22 protein-coding genes are annotated in these 20,810 nt (G+C 61.8%); 11 read left to right on the top strand and 11 right to left on the bottom strand.

Annotation, left to right across the window (positions count from 1 at the left end; translation table 11 throughout):
- Positions 1-121: 121 nt before the first annotated feature.
- The 9 genes from BSP239C_RS19775 to BSP239C_RS19735 all read right to left on the bottom strand — a co-directional run bounded on the left by BSP239C_RS19775 (position 122) and on the right by BSP239C_RS19735 (position 9,732).
- The gene (locus BSP239C_RS19775) at positions 122-1,801 is read right to left on the bottom strand and encodes a phage tail tip lysozyme (RefSeq protein ID WP_101575038.1); all 1,680 of its coding nucleotides are present in this window, start codon (positions 1,799-1,801) and stop codon (positions 122-124) included.
- A 64-nt stretch (positions 1,802-1,865) separates the two neighbouring features.
- Positions 1,866-3,668: a hypothetical protein gene (locus tag BSP239C_RS19770; protein ID WP_127361985.1), complete on the bottom strand. Its 1,803-nt coding sequence runs from the start codon at positions 3,666-3,668 to the stop codon at positions 1,866-1,868.
- On the bottom strand, positions 3,665-5,449 hold the full coding sequence (locus tag BSP239C_RS19765) for a hypothetical protein (RefSeq protein WP_101556144.1): 1,785 nt from the start codon (positions 5,447-5,449) through the stop codon (positions 3,665-3,667). Before BSP239C_RS19765 ends, BSP239C_RS19770 begins: the two co-directional genes overlap by 4 nt.
- Positions 5,450-5,587: 138 nt before the next feature.
- Positions 5,588-6,724: a YibE/F family protein gene (locus BSP239C_RS19760; RefSeq protein WP_101575037.1), complete on the bottom strand. Its 1,137-nt coding sequence runs from the start codon at positions 6,722-6,724 to the stop codon at positions 5,588-5,590.
- A complete protein-coding gene (locus BSP239C_RS19755; protein ID WP_145997005.1) occupies positions 6,721-7,047 on the bottom strand; it encodes a glutaredoxin family protein in 327 nt (108 codons plus the stop codon). The genes BSP239C_RS19760 and BSP239C_RS19755 overlap by 4 nt, the downstream gene beginning before the upstream one ends.
- A gap of 18 nt (positions 7,048-7,065) precedes the next feature.
- Positions 7,066-7,647, bottom strand: coding sequence for a hypothetical protein (locus tag BSP239C_RS19750; RefSeq protein ID WP_101575035.1), 582 nt, complete (start codon positions 7,645-7,647; stop codon positions 7,066-7,068).
- A gap of 99 nt (positions 7,648-7,746) precedes the next feature.
- Complete coding sequence (locus BSP239C_RS19745; protein ID WP_167389500.1) at positions 7,747-8,391, bottom strand: tyrosine-type recombinase/integrase; 645 nt, start codon at positions 8,389-8,391, stop codon at positions 7,747-7,749.
- A 314-nt stretch (positions 8,392-8,705) separates the two neighbouring features.
- Positions 8,706-8,927: a hypothetical protein gene (locus BSP239C_RS19740; RefSeq protein WP_009883624.1), complete on the bottom strand. Its 222-nt coding sequence runs from the start codon at positions 8,925-8,927 to the stop codon at positions 8,706-8,708.
- Positions 8,928-9,501: 574 nt separating this feature from the next.
- Positions 9,502-9,732 carry a hypothetical protein gene (locus BSP239C_RS19735; RefSeq protein ID WP_101575033.1) on the bottom strand — a complete coding sequence of 77 codons (231 nt, stop codon included), beginning with the start codon at positions 9,730-9,732 and terminating at the stop codon, positions 9,502-9,504.
- A gap of 124 nt (positions 9,733-9,856) precedes the next feature.
- On the opposite strand from BSP239C_RS19735, the gene BSP239C_RS19730 reads away from it, so the two are divergent.
- On the top strand, positions 9,857-10,642 hold the full coding sequence (locus BSP239C_RS19730; RefSeq protein ID WP_101575032.1) for an SGNH/GDSL hydrolase family protein: 786 nt from the start codon (positions 9,857-9,859) through the stop codon (positions 10,640-10,642).
- On the opposite strand, the gene BSP239C_RS19725 is transcribed toward BSP239C_RS19730, so the two are convergent.
- Complete coding sequence (locus tag BSP239C_RS19725) at positions 10,639-11,199, bottom strand: PadR family transcriptional regulator (protein ID WP_101575031.1); 561 nt, start codon at positions 11,197-11,199, stop codon at positions 10,639-10,641. The two genes, BSP239C_RS19730 and BSP239C_RS19725, sit on opposite strands and share 4 nt — an antisense overlap.
- 159 nt (positions 11,200-11,358) lie before the next feature.
- Here BSP239C_RS19725 and BSP239C_RS19720 point away from each other — a divergent pair, with 159 nt between their 5' ends.
- The gene (locus BSP239C_RS19720) at positions 11,359-12,306 is read left to right on the top strand and encodes a squalene cyclase (RefSeq protein WP_101575030.1); all 948 of its coding nucleotides are present in this window, start codon (positions 11,359-11,361) and stop codon (positions 12,304-12,306) included.
- A 1-nt stretch (position 12,307) separates the two neighbouring features.
- Here BSP239C_RS19720 and BSP239C_RS19715 read toward each other — a convergent pair whose 3' ends face one another.
- The gene (locus BSP239C_RS19715; RefSeq protein ID WP_257930298.1) at positions 12,308-12,883 is read right to left on the bottom strand and encodes a hypothetical protein; all 576 of its coding nucleotides are present in this window, start codon (positions 12,881-12,883) and stop codon (positions 12,308-12,310) included.
- A 137-nt stretch (positions 12,884-13,020) separates the two neighbouring features.
- Here BSP239C_RS19715 and BSP239C_RS19710 point away from each other — a divergent pair, with 137 nt between their 5' ends.
- From BSP239C_RS19710 to BSP239C_RS20600, 9 genes are all read left to right on the top strand, one after another.
- A complete protein-coding gene (locus BSP239C_RS19710) occupies positions 13,021-13,896 on the top strand; it encodes an aldo/keto reductase (protein ID WP_308298084.1) in 876 nt (291 codons plus the stop codon).
- The gene (locus tag BSP239C_RS19705; protein WP_101575028.1) at positions 13,897-14,667 is read left to right on the top strand and encodes a sirohydrochlorin chelatase; all 771 of its coding nucleotides are present in this window, start codon (positions 13,897-13,899) and stop codon (positions 14,665-14,667) included. It begins immediately after the preceding gene.
- A gap of 155 nt (positions 14,668-14,822) precedes the next feature.
- Positions 14,823-16,547: a nitrite/sulfite reductase gene (locus tag BSP239C_RS19700; protein ID WP_374701054.1), complete on the top strand. Its 1,725-nt coding sequence runs from the start codon at positions 14,823-14,825 to the stop codon at positions 16,545-16,547.
- Positions 16,544-17,299, top strand: coding sequence for a phosphoadenylyl-sulfate reductase (locus BSP239C_RS19695; RefSeq protein ID WP_101575026.1), 756 nt, complete (start codon positions 16,544-16,546; stop codon positions 17,297-17,299). The genes BSP239C_RS19700 and BSP239C_RS19695 overlap by 4 nt, the downstream gene beginning before the upstream one ends.
- Positions 17,296-18,222 (top strand): sulfate adenylyltransferase subunit CysD, encoded by a 927-nt coding sequence (gene cysD, locus BSP239C_RS19690; RefSeq protein ID WP_180959117.1) that lies wholly within the window; start codon positions 17,296-17,298, stop codon positions 18,220-18,222. The genes BSP239C_RS19695 and cysD overlap by 4 nt, the downstream gene beginning before the upstream one ends.
- Positions 18,222-19,553, top strand: coding sequence for a sulfate adenylyltransferase subunit 1 (locus BSP239C_RS19685; protein ID WP_101575024.1), 1,332 nt, complete (start codon positions 18,222-18,224; stop codon positions 19,551-19,553). Before cysD ends, BSP239C_RS19685 begins: the two co-directional genes overlap by 1 nt.
- Positions 19,550-20,350 carry a uroporphyrinogen-III C-methyltransferase gene (gene cobA, locus BSP239C_RS19680; protein WP_101575023.1) on the top strand — a complete coding sequence of 267 codons (801 nt, stop codon included), beginning with the start codon at positions 19,550-19,552 and terminating at the stop codon, positions 20,348-20,350. Before BSP239C_RS19685 ends, cobA begins: the two co-directional genes overlap by 4 nt.
- Positions 20,347-20,676 carry a ferredoxin gene (fdxA, locus tag BSP239C_RS19675; protein ID WP_101575022.1) on the top strand — a complete coding sequence of 110 codons (330 nt, stop codon included), beginning with the start codon at positions 20,347-20,349 and terminating at the stop codon, positions 20,674-20,676. Before cobA ends, fdxA begins: the two co-directional genes overlap by 4 nt.
- Positions 20,673-20,810: NAD(P)-binding protein (locus BSP239C_RS20600; RefSeq protein ID WP_145997514.1), on the top strand; the 138-nt coding region annotated here is incomplete at its 3' end. The genes fdxA and BSP239C_RS20600, both read left to right, overlap by 4 nt.

The following is a 20,810-nucleotide window of genomic DNA, read 5'->3' as shown; positions in this document are numbered from 1 at the left end:
CCCCACCGGCTGGTTCTCTTTCGGTGGTGACGGGAACCCTGGTGGACAGATCACGAGAAGGACACCGCGGAACGGGTCAGTCAGGCTTTGGGTCACACCGGGATTCCCGACCTTTCCAGTATCAACGCCAGGCTTCTTGGTTCTTCTGGCCTTCACGAGCCCACGGTGGGTGCTCCCAACCGAATTTTTTCGCGTTCTTCTGCATCCACTTGTGCTGCGGTGATCCGAATTTGTTGATGCCGCCGCCACAGTCAACAGCTAGAGCCCAACCGTGGTTCGATTTCCCGGGTACAGCTGCCCGTCCTGGCCCGTAGCGTTTGTACAGGACTTTCTGCTCGGCCAAATCGCGGTAGGCGTCGGTGATGGCAATATCGGTATTGAATTCCTTCTTGTACGCCTTATTCATCGCGATGAGTGCCTCGGTGGCGTCCTTGCGGAGGTATTCCTTCTTGCTGTCCGGGGTCCACGGGATCTTCTTGAGCTTGTCGGTTGGGATCTCACCGTTCTTGTGCCCACCCCACGCGCCGGGATTCTTACGACCGTCGTCAGGAATGTCATCGTCGCCTGATCCACCGCCCGTGCCGTCTGCTTCGCAGTTGACGTTATCGGCATTGCCGTCGTCAGAATCGTCGCTGCCGCCGCCTTTGCCACCCTTACCCGCGGCATCTTTCGGATCTCCTTTGGAATCGGTCTGGAAAGAGACGTGCGGGTGGTCTTTGTGGTTCTGGGTGTCTCCACCACGGTCGGGCATCTTCCGCCAGCCTTCATCGGCACGTTCGACGTTGTAGATGCGCTGGTACCAGATGACGTATTTGATGTTGAGTGCTTCGTGGTTGTCGATGACGAATTTCGCAATATCGTCACCAAGGGCCTTACCGTCTATGTTCAGCGGGACCATGAAGTCGACAGCGAGACCAACGGGGTGCCCGTTGGGGTCGCGTGACGTGCTGCCGGAACGGTACCCGCCGACACCAGTGATGCCGGCATATTCGTCGTAGATGACCTCGGCCGCTTCTTGCACGTGGGGCTTGACGTCTCCTAGGGGAAGCTTTTTCTTCTTCTGCGCGGTGACTGTGCCTCCGGCGATCGCTTCACCCTGCTCGGGGGTGGAGCCGGCTGCTTGGGCCTTGTCACCGGATTTCCAGTCCTTCATGAGTTTGAACCACTTCTCGGCTTGCTTGATCCGATTCGGCATGTTCGGAGCACCGGCCTTCTCCCACTTGTCGTGGAAGTGCGTCGTCGCAGCCGAAACTGAGTCGAGTTCGTTCTTGATCATGTCCTCGAAGACTTGGACGCTCTGCGCGTCATCGCCCTTCGTATCGGCCATGAAGTTCATTTGGAGCTCGATGGTCCACCAGTCTGTGCTCTTCGTCTTCGCATACGCTTTGAGCTTGCTGTTGCGGCTACCCGTCCACTGACCCAGGCCGAGACCACCGGAGAACGATTCAGCCTTCTCCCGCTTCTTCGGAGTCATCTTGTAAGGCGAGTCCATGATGCCCTGGACGCTCGTTGGGTCGACGCCCGATTCCTGTGACCAGTTGCCAAGGATCCCCGCGATATTGGTGTTCGACATGCCCTTATCCGAGAGCACAGTGAAAACTGCTCGAGCGTGGGCCTTTTCAGTCGGGTCAATGTCTCCGATGTCTCCGACGTCGCCACCGCCGTTACCGTCGTCACTGACCGGTGTGCAGGCACCGCTGGCGGCCATGAGTCCGAAGAGGACTGGGACGATGATGACGAGGGCGAGGAAGCCCGCACCGACAGTGGCGGCACCGGGGAGAAGCGACTTGAGTGAGAACATTGCGGGGGCCTTTCGGCAATGACCACCGACCCCTGGGTGCGGGGCCGGTGGTCATCATGGTTGGTTACTGATCGTCCTTCTTACGGCGGAGCACGGTGTAGAGGATGAACCCGCCTACTGTTGCCACGACGAGCGCGCCGAGGCTGAACCCGACCGTGGCACCGTTGATCCCTTCGGTGGCGGGTTCGCCCGCGCGAGGGGTACTACCGTCGGTGATGACAACTTCTTCAGTCCGATCCGGTGACGGAGTCGACTCGTCGGAGGGTTCGTCGCTGGGAGTATCATCGTCGCCGTCGACGAGAGTTGTCTCGTCGCGGGGAGCCGGGGACTGGTACTGGTCTTCGTCGCCCTGACCAGACGGCAGCTCAGGAACATCACCGGGAGTGGTTGGGGCGTTGTCTTCAAGGTTGGAGTCATCGGCAATATCCGGCTCGTCCTTGTCCTTGTCGCCAGTGCCTTTGTGATCACCACCGTCCTTGCCAGCCTTGGGCTCATCACCATCGGCTGCAGAGGTGCCCGGGCCTCCGTCGTCGGAGCCTGCGTTGCTGTCACTGTCAGCGGCAGGAGGCGGGCCCTGTGCGTTTGCCGTCGCGTCAGTACCAGATGCATCGGCTTCGGCTTCCCGGTCGCCATTTGCAGTGCCGGTGTCATCGCTGTTGGCACCGTCGGCGCTCTTGTCGCCTTCGCTGCTCTGATCTCCGTTGGCACCATCAGCACCACCGTTATCAGTAGCGGTTCCGCCGCCTGCGTTGTCGCTTCCGTCTGCGCTACTGGTCGCATCAGAACCGTTGGATCCGGCGTCAGCGCTGGCGTCCTTGTTGTCGCCGTCCGCCGTGGAACCACCCGAGGCAGAGTCGTCTCCGTTGCTATCGGCGGTAGCGTCCTTGTCGACAGGTGGGGTGGTGCCACCACCGTGGACGGTGAACCAGCCGACAACCCAGTCGCCGTTGCTGTTCTTGACGAAGTACTTGATCGTCACGGAACCCTCGAACGATTTGTCAGGGGTGAAGGTCACCGATCCGTCAGGCAGCGTTACGAACGTCCCGTATCCGTCCACTGTGGCCTTCGGTGAGCGTTTGCCGGTCTTCGGGTCGACGAGCCCGATCGAGGTCTGGTCGTAGTCCTCGGGTGGGATCGCTGGCTTGACGGTCACCGGGTCGGAATTGTCAACCGGGTACTGGTGGTCGGAGTCAGGCGGGGGAGCCGGTGCCTCGGGATCTGGCTCGCCACGGTCACCGGGGTCGGTCGGGTCGTAGGAATCTTCGTCCGGAGGTTCGGGAGAATCCGGGTCGTCCCCTGGATCCTCTGTGGGATCATCAGTCGGTTCCTCGGTCGGCTCATCCGAGGGCGAATCCGTCGGTTCCTCTGTTGGTTCCTCGGTGGGGTTCTCAGTTGGGGCTTGGCCATCGGAATCATCCTGGCCATCATCGTCCTTGGGGGCCTCGGGGATCTCCACCGGGGCAGAAGGTTCGTCGACCTTTGCTGGTTCGGCGGGTTTCTTCGCTGGCTGAGTGTCTGCCTTCGGCTGCTCGGGTACGCTCGGCTCGGTCTTCTTCGCGGGTTGTGTGTCAACGTTGTCGGGGGCTGGGGGAGTGGGTGCCGGTTCTGGCTTTTTGGCAGGTTGGGTTTCCGCCTTAGTGGGTGCTTCGGGCTTGTCGTTGGCCGGTGGGGTGGTTTCGGGTTTCTTGGCGGGCTGAGTGTCAGCTCGTGGTGTTTCGACCTCTGGGGCCGGGTCTTCGGAAGCCGACCCTTCACTGGTCTCATCGGCATGGGCCAGCGAGGTGGCCATGGTGGTTCCTGATGTGGCGAGGCCGACAGCCAGCGCGGCTGCGAGGATTCGCCTCTTAGCGGGTGTTACTTGTGTCATTTGGTTGAACCTTTCTCATTGGCGGTGACGACACCGTTGGAGCCGCGCACGAGTGCGATGCCTTCGCTGGTGAAGCCGATGACACGATCTGGATCGGTATAGGTGTGCTTGTTCAGGTAGTAAGTGCGCTCTGCTCCGGCCTCGGTGATCGCGGCGGGTCCGAGAGCTGTTGTGAAGTCACCAGTAGTTGATTGGGCGGCGATGGTGCCGTTGCTGAGGTTGAACGCGGTATCGCCGATGATCGCGGTCTCGAGGCCGCGGCCGACTTTCCAGTCCTGGCTGGTTGGGGAGGCTTCTGTCGCCCCGGTGATAGCACCGTTTTCGGTCAGTGAGTGGACGACGATGAAGTTGGTGCCCTCGACAGCCCATTCGGCAACCGCCAGACCATGTCCAGCACTGATGTGCCGTACAAACGCTGCATCGTCTGTCGGGGCGGTCAACGTGATTGTGGTGGCTTCATCGTCAGTTTCGCCGAACGGGACGCTGACGAGTCGTGGCTTCCCGGACTCGACTTGGATGAGGGAGTGGTCGTCGATCGACGCCGGCAGGAACTGAGGATTGCCGGTGACCGCGACCGGGGCCTTCTCACCAACAGTCAGGGCGTGGATGTCACCGTTCTTCGACGTGATCATCGGGGTGGTGCCGGTGACGTTGAGTTTCTGATCCTTTGCGACTGACCATGATTGGGTCTTTCCGTCGGCGGTGATTGCGGTGACGGACTTGTCGGTGCGTGCCGCGACTGCTGGGGTGTCGCCGGTGGTGAACTCGGCGGTGTACTTGATGGGTCCGTCGAGTTTTGCTTTCGCGATCTCGTCTCCAGTGGAGGTGTCATTGAGGGCGAGTTCGCCACTGTCGGGAGTGACGTAGGCGACTCCGGCCTTGAACCATCCCAGCGCTGCGGTTTTATCGGCTGGCAGTTCCCACAGTTTCTTGTCGTATCCGGTGAGAAGTTCTGCGTCTGCGGGCTCTGCCGTCGGTGCTGGGGTGAACCAAGTGGGTGCTGCTGCGGGTTCAGCCTCGCGCGATGGTGCGAACTGGAGCAGGCCGACGATGAGGAGGCCGACGAGGACAACGGCTCCGATGGTCAGGATGACCGGTGCCTTCTTGGCCCACTCGATGGGGAGGAGCGCATTCTTCCGACGTGTGGTTGGCTTCCGTGGTCGGATTTTGGTGGTGCGTGCCGGTTTGACAGCCTCCCACGGCTTCTTCGCCCGTGTGATGAACCTGCGCAGTCGTGAAGGAGTATGTGGCTTGGTCGTGGGTTTGGGCGGCAGTTCTGGGACTGTTGAGAGCTCGACGGTGTCGTCGAAGCTCTCGGGGGAGAGGACGAGGCCACGGAACCCGGGCAGTGCCGAAGTCAGTTCGAACTCTTCGACGTTGCGGTTGGCCAGTGACTGAGCGGCAGCGACGACGACCGAGAGTGAGGACTTTGCTGCGATTGACCCTTCGCCGGGGGTGATGATCGAGAAGTTGTGGAACTCCATCTGATACGTGGTGGGGGTCTTGTTTGAGGGGTCGAGCAGCTCCAGACCCGTGGCGGTGACGTGCCAGCGGCCAGGGGCGAAGCACACGGTGTCTTTGGCATGGACGGGTGCGAGTTCGATCACGGGTGGCCGGTTATGGTGGCGGCGGCGAATCATGGCCAGGGTTGCGTCGAGGGTGGGTTTGGACACGGAGACGTTCGACCGGTCTCTGAGGGTGACTTCGGCGGTGACGATCAGCCCGTTCGGGGCGAGCTCGGGGAAGACGGTGTCTGGGGTCGTATCTGTGGTGTCGTGCATGTCTCTCCGCCTTGAGGGGATTTTCGGGTTGCGCCTTCTGTGCGCCGTTTGAGCGGGGGAATGTTTGTCAATGATGCGAGTGAGATCACACGGACAGTGGCCCCGCACGTTTCGTGCAGGGCCGTCGTGGGGTGAGTGTCAGTGAGTGTGCGCAGATAAGGTCTGTGGCTTGGTGGGGATGCGGGAGAGAAGGAGTGCGAAGGCTGTTGTTGCTGGCATGGTGATGATGATTCCGATGATGCCTGCGAGCATTTGAGTGAGTGTCGTGGCAACGGTGTCGGTCTGGAGGAACGCTGACAAGGGTTGGTTGTAGGCGTGGGCGAGGACGAACGCGGCGAGGCCGGCGCCGACGATGGAGAAGCTGATGGTGTAGATCGCTGAGGCCGAGTGGTCCCTGCCGACGGCCAGGGCGGTCGGGGCGATCGCTTTCCAGCTTGGTCTTGTGCCCGGTGTGGTGTGAGAGAAGACGGTGGCGGCCTGGGCTGCTGCAATGTCGTTGAGGATCCCGATCAAAGCGATGAGGAGCGCGGCCAGAGACAGGGCGGAGAGGTCAATGTCGAGGCTGGTGTAGGTCAGCGCGGAGGCGGACTCGTCTGCGGGGCCCAGTCGCAACCAAGTGGACAGTAGTGTGCCTGCGATCATGGCTGTTGCGGCTCCGCATATGGTTCCTGCCCAGGCGGCGAGTGTTTTCGTTGAGAGGCCGTGGGTGAAGAACAGCACCGCGGTGAGGACAAGGACGATGCTGACGGTCGTGTAGAGCAGCGGGGATCCACCGCCTGAGATTCCGCCGATGAGGAAGGCCCAGATGAAGACGGCGGAGGCCAGGAGGGAGGCGATCGCGCGGATACCTTTACCGCCGACTACGAGAAGGACGACGATGATGACGATGATCGTGAACACGGCGAGTTTGATTGCGCGGTCGTGGGAGTGGAATGTGTACACGGTGTCTGAGTCGGGGCTGCTGGAGGCGTAGAGGATTGATCGGTCGCCATTGGCGGCGTGTGAGAGCCAGGCATCGCGGAAGAGCATCACCTCGACTTGTTGCCCGGTGTTTAGAGTGCCGGTGGCTTGGCCGCAAGGAACTTCGTCGGTGACGTTCTCGCAGTCGGTGTAGGACACGTCAGAGAGAACAGCAGAGGGGTAGGTGGTCGCGGTTGAGCCGGGCTGGTGGGGCCACAGTGCGATGACGAGGGGAATGAGGGTCACAGCAATGACCACGACAACCGCTGTGGAGAGGCGGGTGCCGTGGTCAAGGCGTGAAATGAGCGTTTTCATGCGCTCAGATCATGGGAATGTGTCGGTGACTGGAGGGTCGGTGATGGTGCTGCAGCGCGTTCGGCTGCAATCGCCTGGGCGATCTTGTCGGGCCTGAGATCGGACCACGAGTCGGTGGGTGTTTCGACATAGGGTGCTGTGGCGTGGCCTGCGGCCTTGATCTCTTTGAGTTTGTCGAGGTTTTCGGGAGCGGAGAGGTCTTTCACGGTCGGTGGGAACCCTGCTCGCTTGAAGAAGTCGATCGTGCTCTTACACTTGCTACATTGCGGGGTTGCCCACACAGTGATGTTTGACATCGGTTCCTCCTCGGTTGGGGTGGTCATGATGGTCACCTCGAGTCGTCATTCTGTTTCGTTGGGGTTCCAGTCGTGGGGGTTTTCGGCCACGACGCGCTCGGTCTTATCGCGTTTCGCTTCCTGTTCGGAACCGTCGATGACGAGGGTGTAGAACTCTTCTTGCCCGTAGTCGTTGTCCTTCCGGATCCCGTAGGAGAGTGTGTTGGCCCACCAGCCGGCCCAGGTCAGTGATTGGGCTGCGGTGATGACCTCTTCGCGGTTGTCGGGGTACTCAGTGTCGTCGCCGAGCAGGGTGGAGAGAACGCTGTAGCGGTCACGTCGTGCGCTTTCGACGAGACCGGATGAGACCATTCGGTCGGTGCCTTCAAGGTCCGGTAGGTCGTGCGCTGTCTCGAAGGCCTCGGTGTCGAGCATGAGCTGGTTGAGGAAGCTCTCGGTGTCGGATTTCCGTTGCTTCTTGAAGCAGTTGGGGCAGATCATCCCTTTCTGGTCTTTGCCTGCTTTCGTGGCGTAGAAGTCTGATCGTGCCGCTTGGGCGCGTCTCGAGGGCGGGACTTTTGAGAGGTCGGTACTGGCGGTGTGGCCGCATTTGTACTTGACGGGGTAGTGGGTGGGAATTTTGCTCATCACGGTTCCTTTGTTGGTGTGGACTTGTGCACGAAGTTCGGGCACACGCGATGACAGTGTTTGTCGCTGGAGACGTGGCGAGGATCGTTACGCCAGTGATTAGGGGATTGCCTCGCGCTTGAGCGCTTGGAGTCTGTCGCGGTGCCCGGGCGGTTCTGGAATGTCGTCAACGAGCTTGCGTAACCGACTGCTGGACGCTTTCGTGTAGATCTGCGTCGTAGCAACGGACGCGTGGCCAAGAAGGTCTCGCAGGCCCATAAGGTCGGGGTTGAGCTCGAGGGCGTCGACGCCGAACTTGTGGCGCAGCGAGTGTGCATTTCTTCCGGGTTGGAAACCAAGAAGATGCCGAACACGTCGACCGATTGAACGGGGCAACATGTGTCCCGAGGGGTTCCGGTCGGAAGGGAAGAAATATCCGGTTGGGAACTGTGGCAACAGTTCCTGCATGAGGGGGTGGAGGGGGACGAGGCGTTGTTTGTTGCCCTTGCCGAGTACGCGGAGTTCCTTGGTGGGAAGCATGACGTCGTCGGAGTGGGCTCGAGAGATTTCTCCGGCTCGCATTCCTTGGAGTTCGCCGAAGAGGATCATCAGTACGTCGATGGGGCGTGTTGCTCGGTCGAGGGCTCGTTGAATGTCATCGGTCGGGCACGGGTTCGGGATTCCGACGCTGTTGCGCATGCTGGGGAGCTTGCGCGCAGGGTTCTTCTTGATCTTGCCGATCGTTTCGGCCCATTCGTAAAACACACTGAGGGTAGAGCGGGCAGACCGTTTCGTGGAGATTGCTGGACCAACGTCTTTGGAAAGCCAAGTGTGGAAATCTTCTAGGGTGAGTCTAAGGACAGAACCATGCTCGGTGGCGTCTTGAGCCCATGTCATGAGCCGTTGGAGATAGTAGCCGCGTAGCTCGACTGTGTGTGGAGAGCGGTAGGTCGATAGGGCGGTCGTGAACGCGTCGTGGAGCGCCTGGTGTGGTTTCGACAGCTGGTGGTCTGACATGGGATCTCACTTTCGAATAGGGGAAGTGAGATTGTTTTTAGCATGTCCTAACCTGTTCGGCTTTACCGAGGCCTGCCGAGGAGTGCTCCGAAGAGGAAGAATCCGGTCGTTCCGCCGATGGCAGCTAGCCAAAGTGAACCCGATGATTCGACCAGGAAAATTTGGAGGAAAGATGCTGCTGCTAATGCGGCACAGGCGAAGAAGGCAAGCCTGACAGCTATGCCGAGGACGCCGACCAGTATGAAGCCTCCGATTACTAGCGCAACGATGACTCCGAAGTCCATGGTGACTTCTCCTTAGACTTGAGGTGCGGTTTGTATCCAGCAGGCTATTGCACGGTGCTGACGCGGAGTTATCCATGGGCAGGTATCGTAACGGAGCCGCGGCTCCAATCGTCATGGTCCGGCATGGGTGCTACTTCTAGGCCGCGTTCACCGAGAATCGCGCGCACTGTCCTGCGGCTGTCTGGCTGGCCGGCAATCCGAACGTCAAATTGTTCGACACGACGCCCGGTATAGCGCCCACCCAAATGAGAGCCAGACCGGTTGATGATCGTGAAACTGAGCTCTGAATAGTCGAACCCTGCACGCGTGAGGATTGCCTTCACGGACCGGATGCTGAGGTGATTCGTTTTCATTGGTCGTCAGCGCCTTCGATCACCAGGTTACGGAGTGCGACAACCCACGATGCGGCAAGTAATTGCCCAGTGCCACTAGATTGCGAAGCAAGTTCACGTCGTAGTCGAAGCATGTCTGCTTGGAATCTGTTAATCGTGAGGTCGGGGGATCGAGTCCCCCTCCCGCTACTCTGACAGAAGAACCTCCATCTAAGGGATGGGGGTTCTTTCTGATTCGCCACTCAAGCCTGTGGTTTCGCAGTGACATCGTCCTCCGTGAACTTTCGAAGCGAATTGGTCAGCGCCCAGTAGATGGCAGCGGCTACAGGGCCCACGAGGATGACCTGATACCAGGACTGATCTTGTGAGCCCCAGTGAAGAAGTTTGAAGCTGGACAGGACAATTAAGACGAGGACCATCACGATGATGGATTCTCGCAGCTTGCGTCGGCGCTCGGAGATCGGCTCCCTCATAAAAAGCAAGGTTACCTGAGAAATGGAAATTCCTGTGTGATCGGACACGTTCAGATGTTGGACTCGGGGCTGGGGGCGAAGCTACGCTGGCTGTTACTCAATTTGTTGACTAATGGAGCCTGTGATGAACGATCCTCTTCCGCTGCGCTACGTTGCGATCGGTGACAGCTTGTCCGAAGGTGTCGGTGACGAGCCGTGGCCTGATGGCAGCGCGCGAGGCTGGACCGATCGCCTGGCCTCCCTTCTCACCGCGCATTACGGCAATGAACGGCCGATCCACTATGCGAACTTGGCTGTGCGTGGGTACAAGACTGCCCAGGTCGTCGACACTCAAGCTCAGACGGCTACTGATATGCGGCCCGACTTTGTGACCCTCACCGCCGGAATGAATGACATCATGCGGCCCCGGGTCGACTTCGACGCGCTGAAGAGCGACCTCGTGGGGATCGTCGAGCCCCTCACCTCGGCCGGGGCCAAGGTCTTCGTCGTTCCCATCCCCAACATCGCCGGAGTCTCACCAGCCGGTCCACTGATCAACCCCCGTCGACTGCGTCTCAACGCGATCTACCAGTATCTCGCCGACGAATACGGAATCCAGCCGCTCACCAACACCACCAACTCGGTTTTCGAAGATCCCCGTGCATGGGACGATGATCGACTTCACCTCGCCCCGCTAGGCCACGAACGGCTCGCCTGCGCGGTGGCGGAAAGTTTCGGCCTGCCGGTCGACTTCGATGTGCTCAGTGCACCCGAGGGGCCAGCACCGCTGCGCACGGCTAGGACCGAAGCACACTGGTGGTGGACACACGTACGACCGTGGATCTATCGGCGGCTGACTGGCAAATCATCCGGGGACGGCCGGGTGGCCAAGAGACCACACCTCGAGCCGATCGTTGCCGACGGACGCTAAAGGGTTGCAGTCCGGTCGGCGAGAGTCGTCAGAACGAACTCGCACCAGCGGATGTTCTCCTGTTCGAAAGTGATGCCTCTGGCCAACGTGAGGTACGGACCGAGGTGATCCGCCTCGGACAGGAAAGTCTGCTCGCTCCGGCCCTCGAGCAGGTTGCTTTGAGAGCGTTCGTAGCGTTGGAGCTTTGACTCTGAAGCCGCGAGCTTGTCCTGCACATTGGCTGCGATCGCTGCGGCGTCTCCCAGGTTCATGGCCTCGACCTGGACGAGCAGCTCGTCACGGATCGCAGTTGGTTTGGGCGCGCGGACGGTGAAATTGCGCAACTCCTCTCGGCCACGGTCGGTGAGGGAGAACAGTCGCTTGTTCGGTCGCTTCACCTGCTGGACCACTTGAGCCTCGATCAGGCCGGCGGTCTCCATCTTGTCGAGTTCGCGGTAGAGCTGCTGCGGAGAGGCGGTCCAGAAGTTCGAAACAGTCACATCGAAGGCCTTCGCCATGTCGTATCCCGATGACTCGCCATTGGAGAGAGCGGCCAAAATTGCATCCTGAAGTGCCATAGCCGACACCATAGCCCGGTGCCCGGAATGATCACAAAGCTGATTATTCCCCACCTCGGCAATGAACAGATTCGCAGCGCCCGTCATGCCGATACGACGTAGACTCGGGCTCACACACCTGCCCACAGTAAGACACCTGCCGACAGTAGGAAATCAACGATGATTGACACTTCGCTCAGCGACTGGCTTCTGGACTCCGACCCTGCACTGCGCTGGCAGGTCGAGCGCGACCTCTTAGACGTCGACGAAGACACATGGCAGGAGACTCGGAAATGGGTCCCTGCCGAAGGGTTCGGCCGTGAGCTCCTCAGCCGCCAAGACGCAGACGGGCAGTGGGCGGGAGGCGCGTACTTCCCAGCCGACTTCAGGGGAGAGGGCCCGCAGCCGTGGACGGCCACCACCTGGGCACTCAACGAGCTTCGTGAATGGGGAGTTCCTGCCTCGGCGCTGGAGGGAACCGCGGCACAGCTGGTCCCGGTGAAGTGGGAATACGAGGACATGCCCTACTGGGGCGGGGAGGTCGATGTCTGCATCAACGCGATGACCCTGTCGAACGGCCTGTGGCTCGGTGCCGACGTCGATGAGATCGTGGATTGGTTCCTCGACCACCAGCTCGACGATGGGGGTTGGAACTGCGAATGGGTGGACGGCTCGACAGTGGCTTCCTTCCATTCCACGCTCAATGCCCTGATCGGACTCCTCGAGTACCAGGTTCGCACCGGTGACGCCGAGCGGGTCGCGGCCGCGCGTGCCCGAGGAGAGAAGTATCTGTTGCGGCGCGAACTCTTCCGCAGACTCTCGACGGGGGAGCCCTTCTACAGTCGAGTATTCAGCTTCGCCCATCCTCGGCGGGCCTATTACAACGTGCTCGCCGCGGCCGACTACTTTCGGGCGGCGGCAGACGCGGACGGAGCCTCGCCCGACTCACGAATGTCCGAGGCCATCAGATCCCAGCGGCAGTCCGACGGGACCTGGCTGCAGGGGCACCGGCTAGACGGCGATGTCTGGTTCCACGTCGACGTGCCGACCGGTGAACCGTCGAAGTGGGTGACCCTCCAAGCCACTCGTGTTCTGAAATGGTGGGACTCGACGCAGTCCGCGCAATGACCTAGAAGTCCACTTCGTCCTTATCGAGCCCGGGGAACTTGACCTCGTACTTGATCATATTGTCTTTGTGATCGACGAGTTTGACCGAGCCGAAGTAGGTCTTCTTCTTCGTATGAACCTCGCAGCTTGTCAGACCCCACCAGCCCATGACCTTCATATCATCACGGCATTCGACCTTCGAGACCTTCATATCGAACTTGTTTGTGAACAGGTCGTCGATATCAGCTTCCAGGGATGCCGTGGGGATCTTTCCATCGCCTTCTTTGTCGACCTTGATCCCGTCATCACTGGCCCAGGACGTGGTCCGCGGGGCATCGGCGAAGAGATCCTTCGATTTGCTCGGCTCGGACTCGGCAGACTTGCTGGGGGCTACGGCTGGCGCACTTTCCGACTCGCTCGGCGCAGCCTTGCCCTGCATGCCGCCCTTCTCTGTCTGCGCGGCCTCATCGGACTTCTTCGCCGGCTCGTCCTTCTCCCCGCCGCCGCAGCCTGTCAGGGCCAGGGCCAGGGCGATACCGGCAGTGGCAGTGATGGTACGGGCTGAGAATGCGGCCTTGGGCATCGATTTCATCGTCATGCTCCTCAGAGAAGTTCGGTGATGGCCTCTCCGGCAACCACGGGCGTTGTGCGTTCACTGACGATTCTGCCATCACTGCGGCGACGACGAAGGATTTCGCTGTTCAGATCCGGAGACACATGTGTCCATCCGGGCACATGACGCAACGCGGTCATCATCGCGGGACGCTCGACTACGATGACCGGATGATCCCCACGACGACAACAGCGAACGGCACGGCCCTTCCTCTCCTCGGGCAGGGCACATGGCATATCGGCGACGACCCTGCGCAGAGGAAAGTCGAGATCGCGGCCCTGCGTGAGGGCATCGAACTAGGCGTGAACCTCATTGACACCGCGGAGATGTATGGCTCCGGACGCTCCGAGAACCTCGTTGGAGAGGCGATCGCACCTGTGCGCGATGACGTGTTTCTCGTCGATAAGGTTCTGCCCACGAATGCCTCGGAATCCGGGACCATTGAAGCCTGCGAACGGTCACTGGCTGTCCTCGGAACCGACCACATCGACCTCTACCTCCTCCACTGGCCCGGCGCCTACCCCGTGGACGAGACGATCGCAGCCTTCGAACAGCTCCGCGAGCGGGGGCTCATCGGCGCCTGGGGCGTGAGCAACTTCGACTCTGACGAGATCATGGAGCTGCCTGCTGTGCCGCAGGTCAACCAAGTTCTGCTCAACCCGTCCCGCCGCGGACCCGAGTTCGATCTTCTGCCCACCCACCGCCGCAACCGTCCGCACATCACGACGATGGCGTACTCGCCCGTCGAACAGGGGCGACTGCTGACGGATCCCACCCTCGCCGAGGTGGCCCGCCGTCACGACGTCACCACCGCCCACATCCTGCTGGCCTGGGCAATCCGGTCAGGGGACGTCATCGCCATACCGAAGGCCTCGACACCAGAACACGTGCGTGCCAACGCCGCTGCAGTCGATATCGAGCTGGGGAGCGGCGACCTGGCTGATATCGATTGTGCTTTCCCTGCACCAAGCTCACCGATGCCACTGGAGGTGATCTGAATGCCGCTGCCATCGATCGGACTCATCTCCCACGGCACATCGTCGGGAGAGGGGCGCAGAGTCATCGAAGCTCTCGCCTCCGCCGTCACCGAAGACCTGCTCTCCCGTGGGCTGGCCCAGGAGGTGATGCTCGGCCACGTGGATGTTCAACAGCCCGATGTCGCCGAGGTGCTCTCGGCGTTGCCCCACGACTCACCGGTGATCCTCGTGCCGCTGCTGCTCTCCCCGGGGTATCACGTGCATGTCGACCTGGCCGAAGCCATCCGTGCCGCGGGAGGCGCAGATGGACGCGGTGCGCAAGGCGGTGGTGAACGCGAAGCGCGAAGAACCTCCGAAAGCCGTGACATCCGACTGACGTCGACTCTGGGACCTGACCCGCGCCTTGCCCAGATTCTGGCCGCGCGTCTGCCGAACCTCGAAGACGAGGACCAGGTGGTGCTAGCAGCCGCAGGATCGAGTGACGACAGGGCCAACGACGCCTGCCTGGAGATGGCTGAATCACTGGCTCATGAGCTCTCGAGGCCCGTCGTTGCGGGGTTCCATGCCGGCGGGGGAGACCGCCTGGGCGATATTGTTGAGCAGAAACGTGGGTCTGGTGGACGTGTAGTGCTCTCGAGCTATCTCCTGGCCCCGGGATTCTTCCAGGACCTCGCCTCGGCGCTCATTGCTGAGTCCCGCGACATCCTCACCCCACCGCTGCTCCTTGACCGCGCGGAGGCCCCGTCATTGCTGGTCGAGATTGTTCGCGATCGGATAATCTCAGCACTCTGACTCGGCGTCAATTCTCTCGACCCGGATCGTCATCGTCCAGACTTATGACGTCATGTGTCACGAAACGACATGATTGGGGACCCTGAGTTGTTGAGCAATCCAATTCTCTTGTAGCGTGACGCACCAAAGGTTCACAGCAGCGTTTGGAGACGACCGTGTCCGCACATGTAGATGAAATCAAGCAAACCCGGGGTTCCGGTGCTCCCGTGAAGCCTGCCCGACAGAAGAAGTCGAATGGTCAGTGGAAGGTCGACGGCTCAGAACCGTTGAACAAAAACGAAATCGATAAGGCCGAAGACAACGGACTCAACGTCCGAACCCGGATCGAAGAGGTGTATTCGAAGGGCGGCTTCGCATCAATCGATCCCACCGATCTGCACGGGCGCTTCCGGTGGTGGGGGCTGTACACACAGCGCAAACCCGGCATCGACGGCGGCCGCACCGCTACGCTCGAGCCACACGAGCTCGAGGATGAGTACTTCATGCTCCGGATCCGCATCGATGGAGGCAAGCTCACCACCGAGCAGCTGAACACCATCGCGGGCATCTCGAACGACTTCGGTCGTGGCAGTGCCGACCTCACCGACCGCCAGAACATTCAGCTCCACTGGATCGAAATCGAGAATGTGCCCGAGATATGGGAGCGCCTCGAAGCCGTGGGCCTGCAGACAACCGAGGCCTGCGGCGACGTCCCACGTGTCATCCTCGGTTCTCCCGTGGCGGGCATCGCAGCGGATGAGCTCATCGACCCGACACCGGCGATCGAAGAGATCTCGCGCCGCTACATCGGCGACCCGAGCCTGTCGAACCTGCCCCGCAAGTACAAGACGGCGATCACCGGCCACCCCAGCCAGGACGTCGTCCATGAGATCAACGACTGCTCGTTCGTCGCCGTCGAACATCCTGAGAAGGGCATCGGCTACGACCTGTGGGTCGGCGGAGCCCTGTCTGTGGTTCCCCGATTCGCCGAGCGACTCGGTGTGTGGGTCGCGCCCGACCAGGTCGTCGAGACCTGGCTCGGGGTGACGGAGATCTTCCGCGACTACGGTTTCCGCCGTCTGCGCAACAAGGCACGTCTGAAGTTCCTCCTCGCCGATTGGGGCCCGGAGAAGTTCCGCGAGGTCCTCGAGACCGAATACCTCGGCTACAAGCTCGCCGACGGTCCCGCCCCGGAGAAGCCTATGACAGCGGGCGATCACGTGGGCGTGCATAAGCAGGCCGACGGAAAGTATTACATCGGAGTCAGTCTCATCGCCGGCCGCGCCTCGGGCACCCTGCTGAACCAGATCGCCGATCTGGCCGAGAAGTTCGGATCCACGCGACTGCGCACGACTCCGCATCAGAAGGTCCTGCTCCTCGATATCGACGAAGCAGACATCGACGAGGTCGTCGCAGGCCTCGATGCCCTCGGCCTCTCCAGCCGTAAGGATCTTTTCCGCCGTTCGACGATGGCCTGCACTGGCATCGAATACTGCAAGCTCGCGATCGTCGAGACTAAGCAGACGGCAGCAGACGCCGTGGCGACGCTCGAAGAGCGCCTCGCGGGTATTGATCTGCCCCACCCGATCAGCCTGCACCTCAACGGCTGCCCGAATTCGTGCGCACGCATTCAGACCGCCGACATCGGGCTCAAAGGCCAGATCGTTACGACAGATGAGGGTGAGCAGGTTCCCGGGTTCCAGGTCCACGTCGGCGGGGGGCTGGCCTCGAAGGACCGCGACGAAGCCGGCCTCGGCCGCACAGTTCGCGGCCTCAAGGTGACGGTCGACAACCTCAGCGACTACGTCGAGAAACTCGTCCGCCGGTTCCTCGACGGTCGCGGCGAGACCGAGACGTTCTCCGAATGGGCACACCGCGTCGACGATGAGGAGCTGGTATGAGCACGACACAGTCACACGACACTGCCGCCAGGGCGCGCAGTCTTGATGAGCTCAAGGCCCTCGCCGAGGCCGGGGCGAAGGAACTCGCCGGCGATCCCGATAACGGCGTGGCCGAGGCCAACCCGGCCGACGTCATCCGCTGGGTCTCGCGCAACTTCGACACCTCTTCCTGCGCGGTGGCCTGCTCGATGGCCGACGCCGCACTGCCGCACTATGTCGCCCAGTACCTGCCCGGCGTCGATGTGCTCTTCCTCGACACCGGCTACCACTTCGCGGAGACCTATTCGACCCGCGACGAGGTGGCCAGCAAGGTCGACGTCAACATCGTCGATGTTCTCCCGGAGCAGACCGTGGCCGAGCAGGATGCGGAATTCGGTGCCGAACTCTTCAACCGTGACCCAGGACTCTGCTGTGCCCGGCGCAAGGTCGCACCTCTGAAGAAGTCGCTGGCCGGTTACGAACTCTGGTTCACCGGAGTCCGCCGGGATGAAGCACCGACCCGTGCGAACACGCCGCTGGTGACCTTCGATGAGAAGAACGGACTGGTCAAGGTCAACCCTCTGGCCGCCTGGTCCTTCGACGACCTTCTCGACTACGCCGGTGCGTTCGACGTGCCGGTAAATCCACTGCTGTCGCAGGGCTATCCGTCCATCGGCTGCCAGCCCTGCACCAACCCCGTGGCCGAGGGTGAGGACCCTCGTGCCGGACGTTGGGCTGGAACTAACAAAACAGAATGCGGGCTGCACGTATGAGCATCGATCACACACCTCTGTCCACCCAGAAACCACTGTCCACCCTTGACGTTCTCGAATCCGAGGCGATCCACATCATCCGCGAGGTCGCGGCCGAATTCGAGAAGCCCGTGCTGCTGTTCTCCGGTGGCAAGGACTCCGTCACTGTCCTCCACCTCGCAGCCAAAGCCTTCTGGCCCGCGAAGATCCCGTTCGGTCTTCTTCACGTCGACACCGGCCACAACTTCCCGGAGATCCTGAAGTTCCGCGACGAGACTGCCGCCCGTTACGGCATTGACCTGAGCGTGGCGAAGGTCCAGGACTACATCGACGACGGCCGCCTGCGCGAACGTGCCGACGGCACCCGCAACACTCTGCAGACCCAACCGCTCATCGACGCGATCGCGACCGGCGGTTACGACGCGGTGTTCGGCGGTGCCCGCAGGGATGAGGACAAAGCGCGGGCCAAAGAACGCATCCTGTCCCTGCGCGACGAATTCGGCGGATGGGACCCCAGCAACCAACGCCCCGAACTGTGGAACATCTACAACGGCCGCCATGTGAACGGCGAACACGTGCGAGTGTTCCCGATCTCGAACTTCACCGAACTCGACGTGTGGAGCTACATCGAACGCGAGAACATCGCACTGCCGCACCTCTACTACGCCCACGAACGCGAGGTCTTCAACCGCGACGGCATGTGGTGGTCCACCGGAGAATTCTCGATTCCACGCGCCGGCGAAGACGTCATTCGCAAGTCCGTGCGCTACCGCACCGTCGGCGATATGAGCTGCACCGGTGCCGTGGAATCGGAGGCGAGCGACATCGCCTCCGTCCTCGCCGAGGTGGCTGTGACCACTGTGACAGAACGTGGAGCCACCCGAGCCGACGACCGGATCTCGGCCGCGGCGATGGAAGATCGCAAGAAGGACGGATACTTCTGATGACGACAACACCAGACACCACCGCTGCAACGCAGACGAAGACTCTGCTGCGCTTCGCGACAGCCGGTTCCGTCGACGACGGCAAATCGACGCTCGTGGGTCGCCTGCTCCACGATGCGAAGGCGATCCTCGCCGATCAGCTCGAAGCTGTCACGCGCACCAGCGAAGAGCGCGGCTTCGTCGGCGGCGAGTTCGACTTCGCCCTGCTCACCGACGGTCTGCGCGCCGAACGCGAACAGGGCATCACGATCGACGTCGCTTACCGCTATTTCGCCACCGACAGGCGATCGTTCATCCTCGCCGACTGCCCCGGCCACGTCCAATACACCCGCAACATGGTCACCGGCGCCACCACCGCCGATGCCGTCGTCGTCCTCATCGACGCCCGCACCGGCGCCACCGAGCAGACACGGCGTCACCTCACCGTCGTGCAGAGGTTGGGCATCCGGCATGTCATCGTCGCGATCAATAAGATCGACCTCCTCGACTACGACCACCTAGCCTATGCCAAGGTCGAGCACGAGGTCGAGGAACTCGCCACCGAGATCGGGCTCGACACCGCCCACCTCATTCCGGTCTCGGCACTGGCCGGAGACAACGTCGCCGAAGCCTCGTCCAACACCCCCTGGTACTCGGGGCCGGCCCTGCTCGAACTCCTCGAAACCCTTCCCAGCAAGGAGGAGGACACCGCCGATCTCGAACCCTTCCGCCTCGACGTCCAATCGGTTCTGCGCCCGCAGGGCGGACTGGCACCGGGACTTAACCCCGAGGAATTCCGAGACTACCGGGCCGTGGCCGGACAGGTCACCTCCGGCCGGGTCCACCTCGGCGATGAGATCGATGTCCACCCGGCAGGGATCAGGACAAAGGTCGTCGGCATCGACACCGCCGACGGCCCTCTGGAATCGGCGGGTGCGCCACTGTCGGTGGCGCTGCGACTGGCCGATGACATCGACATGGCCCGCGGAAGCGTGCTGGCCGCGGCCGGAACCCTGCCGATGCCGCGCAAACTTCTGCGTGCCGAGGTCTTCCCGTTCACGGCACAGGGCCTGCGCTCGGGTGACAGGGTGCTCGTCAAGGCTGGGACGACGACGGTCAAGGCCCTCGTGACGATCGAATCGAAGCGGAACCTCACGACCTCGGTGTCCGAACCCGCCGAGGTGCTCGCCGGCAATGACATCGGCCTCGCCGAGGTGAAGCTGGCATCCGCACTGCCGCTGGCGGATTTCCGCGAGCATGGTCGGTCCGGCGGCTTCCTCATCATCGACCCGCAGACCGGAGCCACCGTGGCCGCTGGCATCCACACCCCAGCGGAAGAAGGTGCGGAATGAGTCTCTTCACCCGGCAAGTCCCCGGCAGCGTCCTCCTCATCGGGGCCGGCCCCGGTGATCTGGGCCTGCTGACCGTCAAGGGCCTGCGCGCCCTGGAATCGGCCGAGGTCATCGTCGCCGACCGCCTCGGCGCCCGCACGGTCATCGATCAGCTCGAAGTCGAACGGGGCGAAGCGCTCGCAGCCCAGATCATCGACGTCGGAAAGTACCCCGGCCACCATCCGGTGCCACAGACCCGGATCAACGAGATCCTCGTAGAACAGGCGCGACTGGGCAGAAGAGTGGTCCGGCTGAAGGGCGGCGACCCGTTCGTCTTCGGACGCGGCGGTGAAGAGGTCGCCCACTGCAGAGAGGCTGGCGTCGAGGTCCAGGTCGTCCCCGGTGTCACCAGCGCGAACTCGGTCCCCGCCGTCGCCGGGATTCCGTTGACCCACCGCGGTCTGGCCACTGCCTACACCGTCATCACCGGCCACGATCAGCTCGCTGAGCTCGGTGGCTGCCGCGATCACACGGTTGTCGTGCTCATGGGCATCGGCACCTTGGCCCACTCGGCGATGATCCTGGCCCGTGGGAGACGCGGAGGCGACTGCCCCGTCGCGATCATCGAGGACGGGTTCGGCGAGAACCAGCGAGTGACGATCGGGACCTTGAACTCGATCGCAGGCCAAGCAGCTCGCCGAGGTGTGCGCTCGCCCGCCATCGTCGTTGCAGGTGATGTCGTGACATTGAGCCCCTACGCCGTCGGTGCCTTCGCCCGGGCGCAGACCTCCGAACCGGAACTCGTGAGGAACCCATGACCTACATCATTGCCCAACCCTGCGTCGACGTGAAGGACCGGGCCTGCATCGACGAATGCCCCGTCGACTGCATCTACGAAGGTGCTCGCTCCCTCTACATCCACCCCGAAGAGTGCGTGGACTGCGGCGCCTGCGAACCCGTGTGTCCCGTCGAGGCGATCTTCTACGAAGACGATGTCCCAGACGAATGGGAGGCCTACTACTCTGCGAACGTCGACTTCTTCGACACCATCGGGTCCCCGGGAGGCGCTGCCGCCCATGGCGTCATCGATTCCGACCATCCCCTGATCGCGGCACTGCCGCCCCAGAACACAGGAGAACTATGACTACGAATCCCTTCCGTGTGGCTATTGTGGGTGCCGGTCCTGCCGGGATCTATGCGGCCGATCTGTTGACTAAGGCTGAGCGTGACTTCGAGGTCAGTATTGATCTCTTTGAGCGTTTGCCGACTCCGTTCGGT

Origin of the sequence: Brevibacterium sp. 239c, from assembly GCF_900169365.1 — a bacterium.
GTDB lineage: Bacteria > Actinomycetota > Actinomycetes > Actinomycetales > Brevibacteriaceae > Brevibacterium.
Note: the sequence above shows the minus strand (reverse complement) of the source record. Positions and strands in the feature narration are given on the sequence as shown.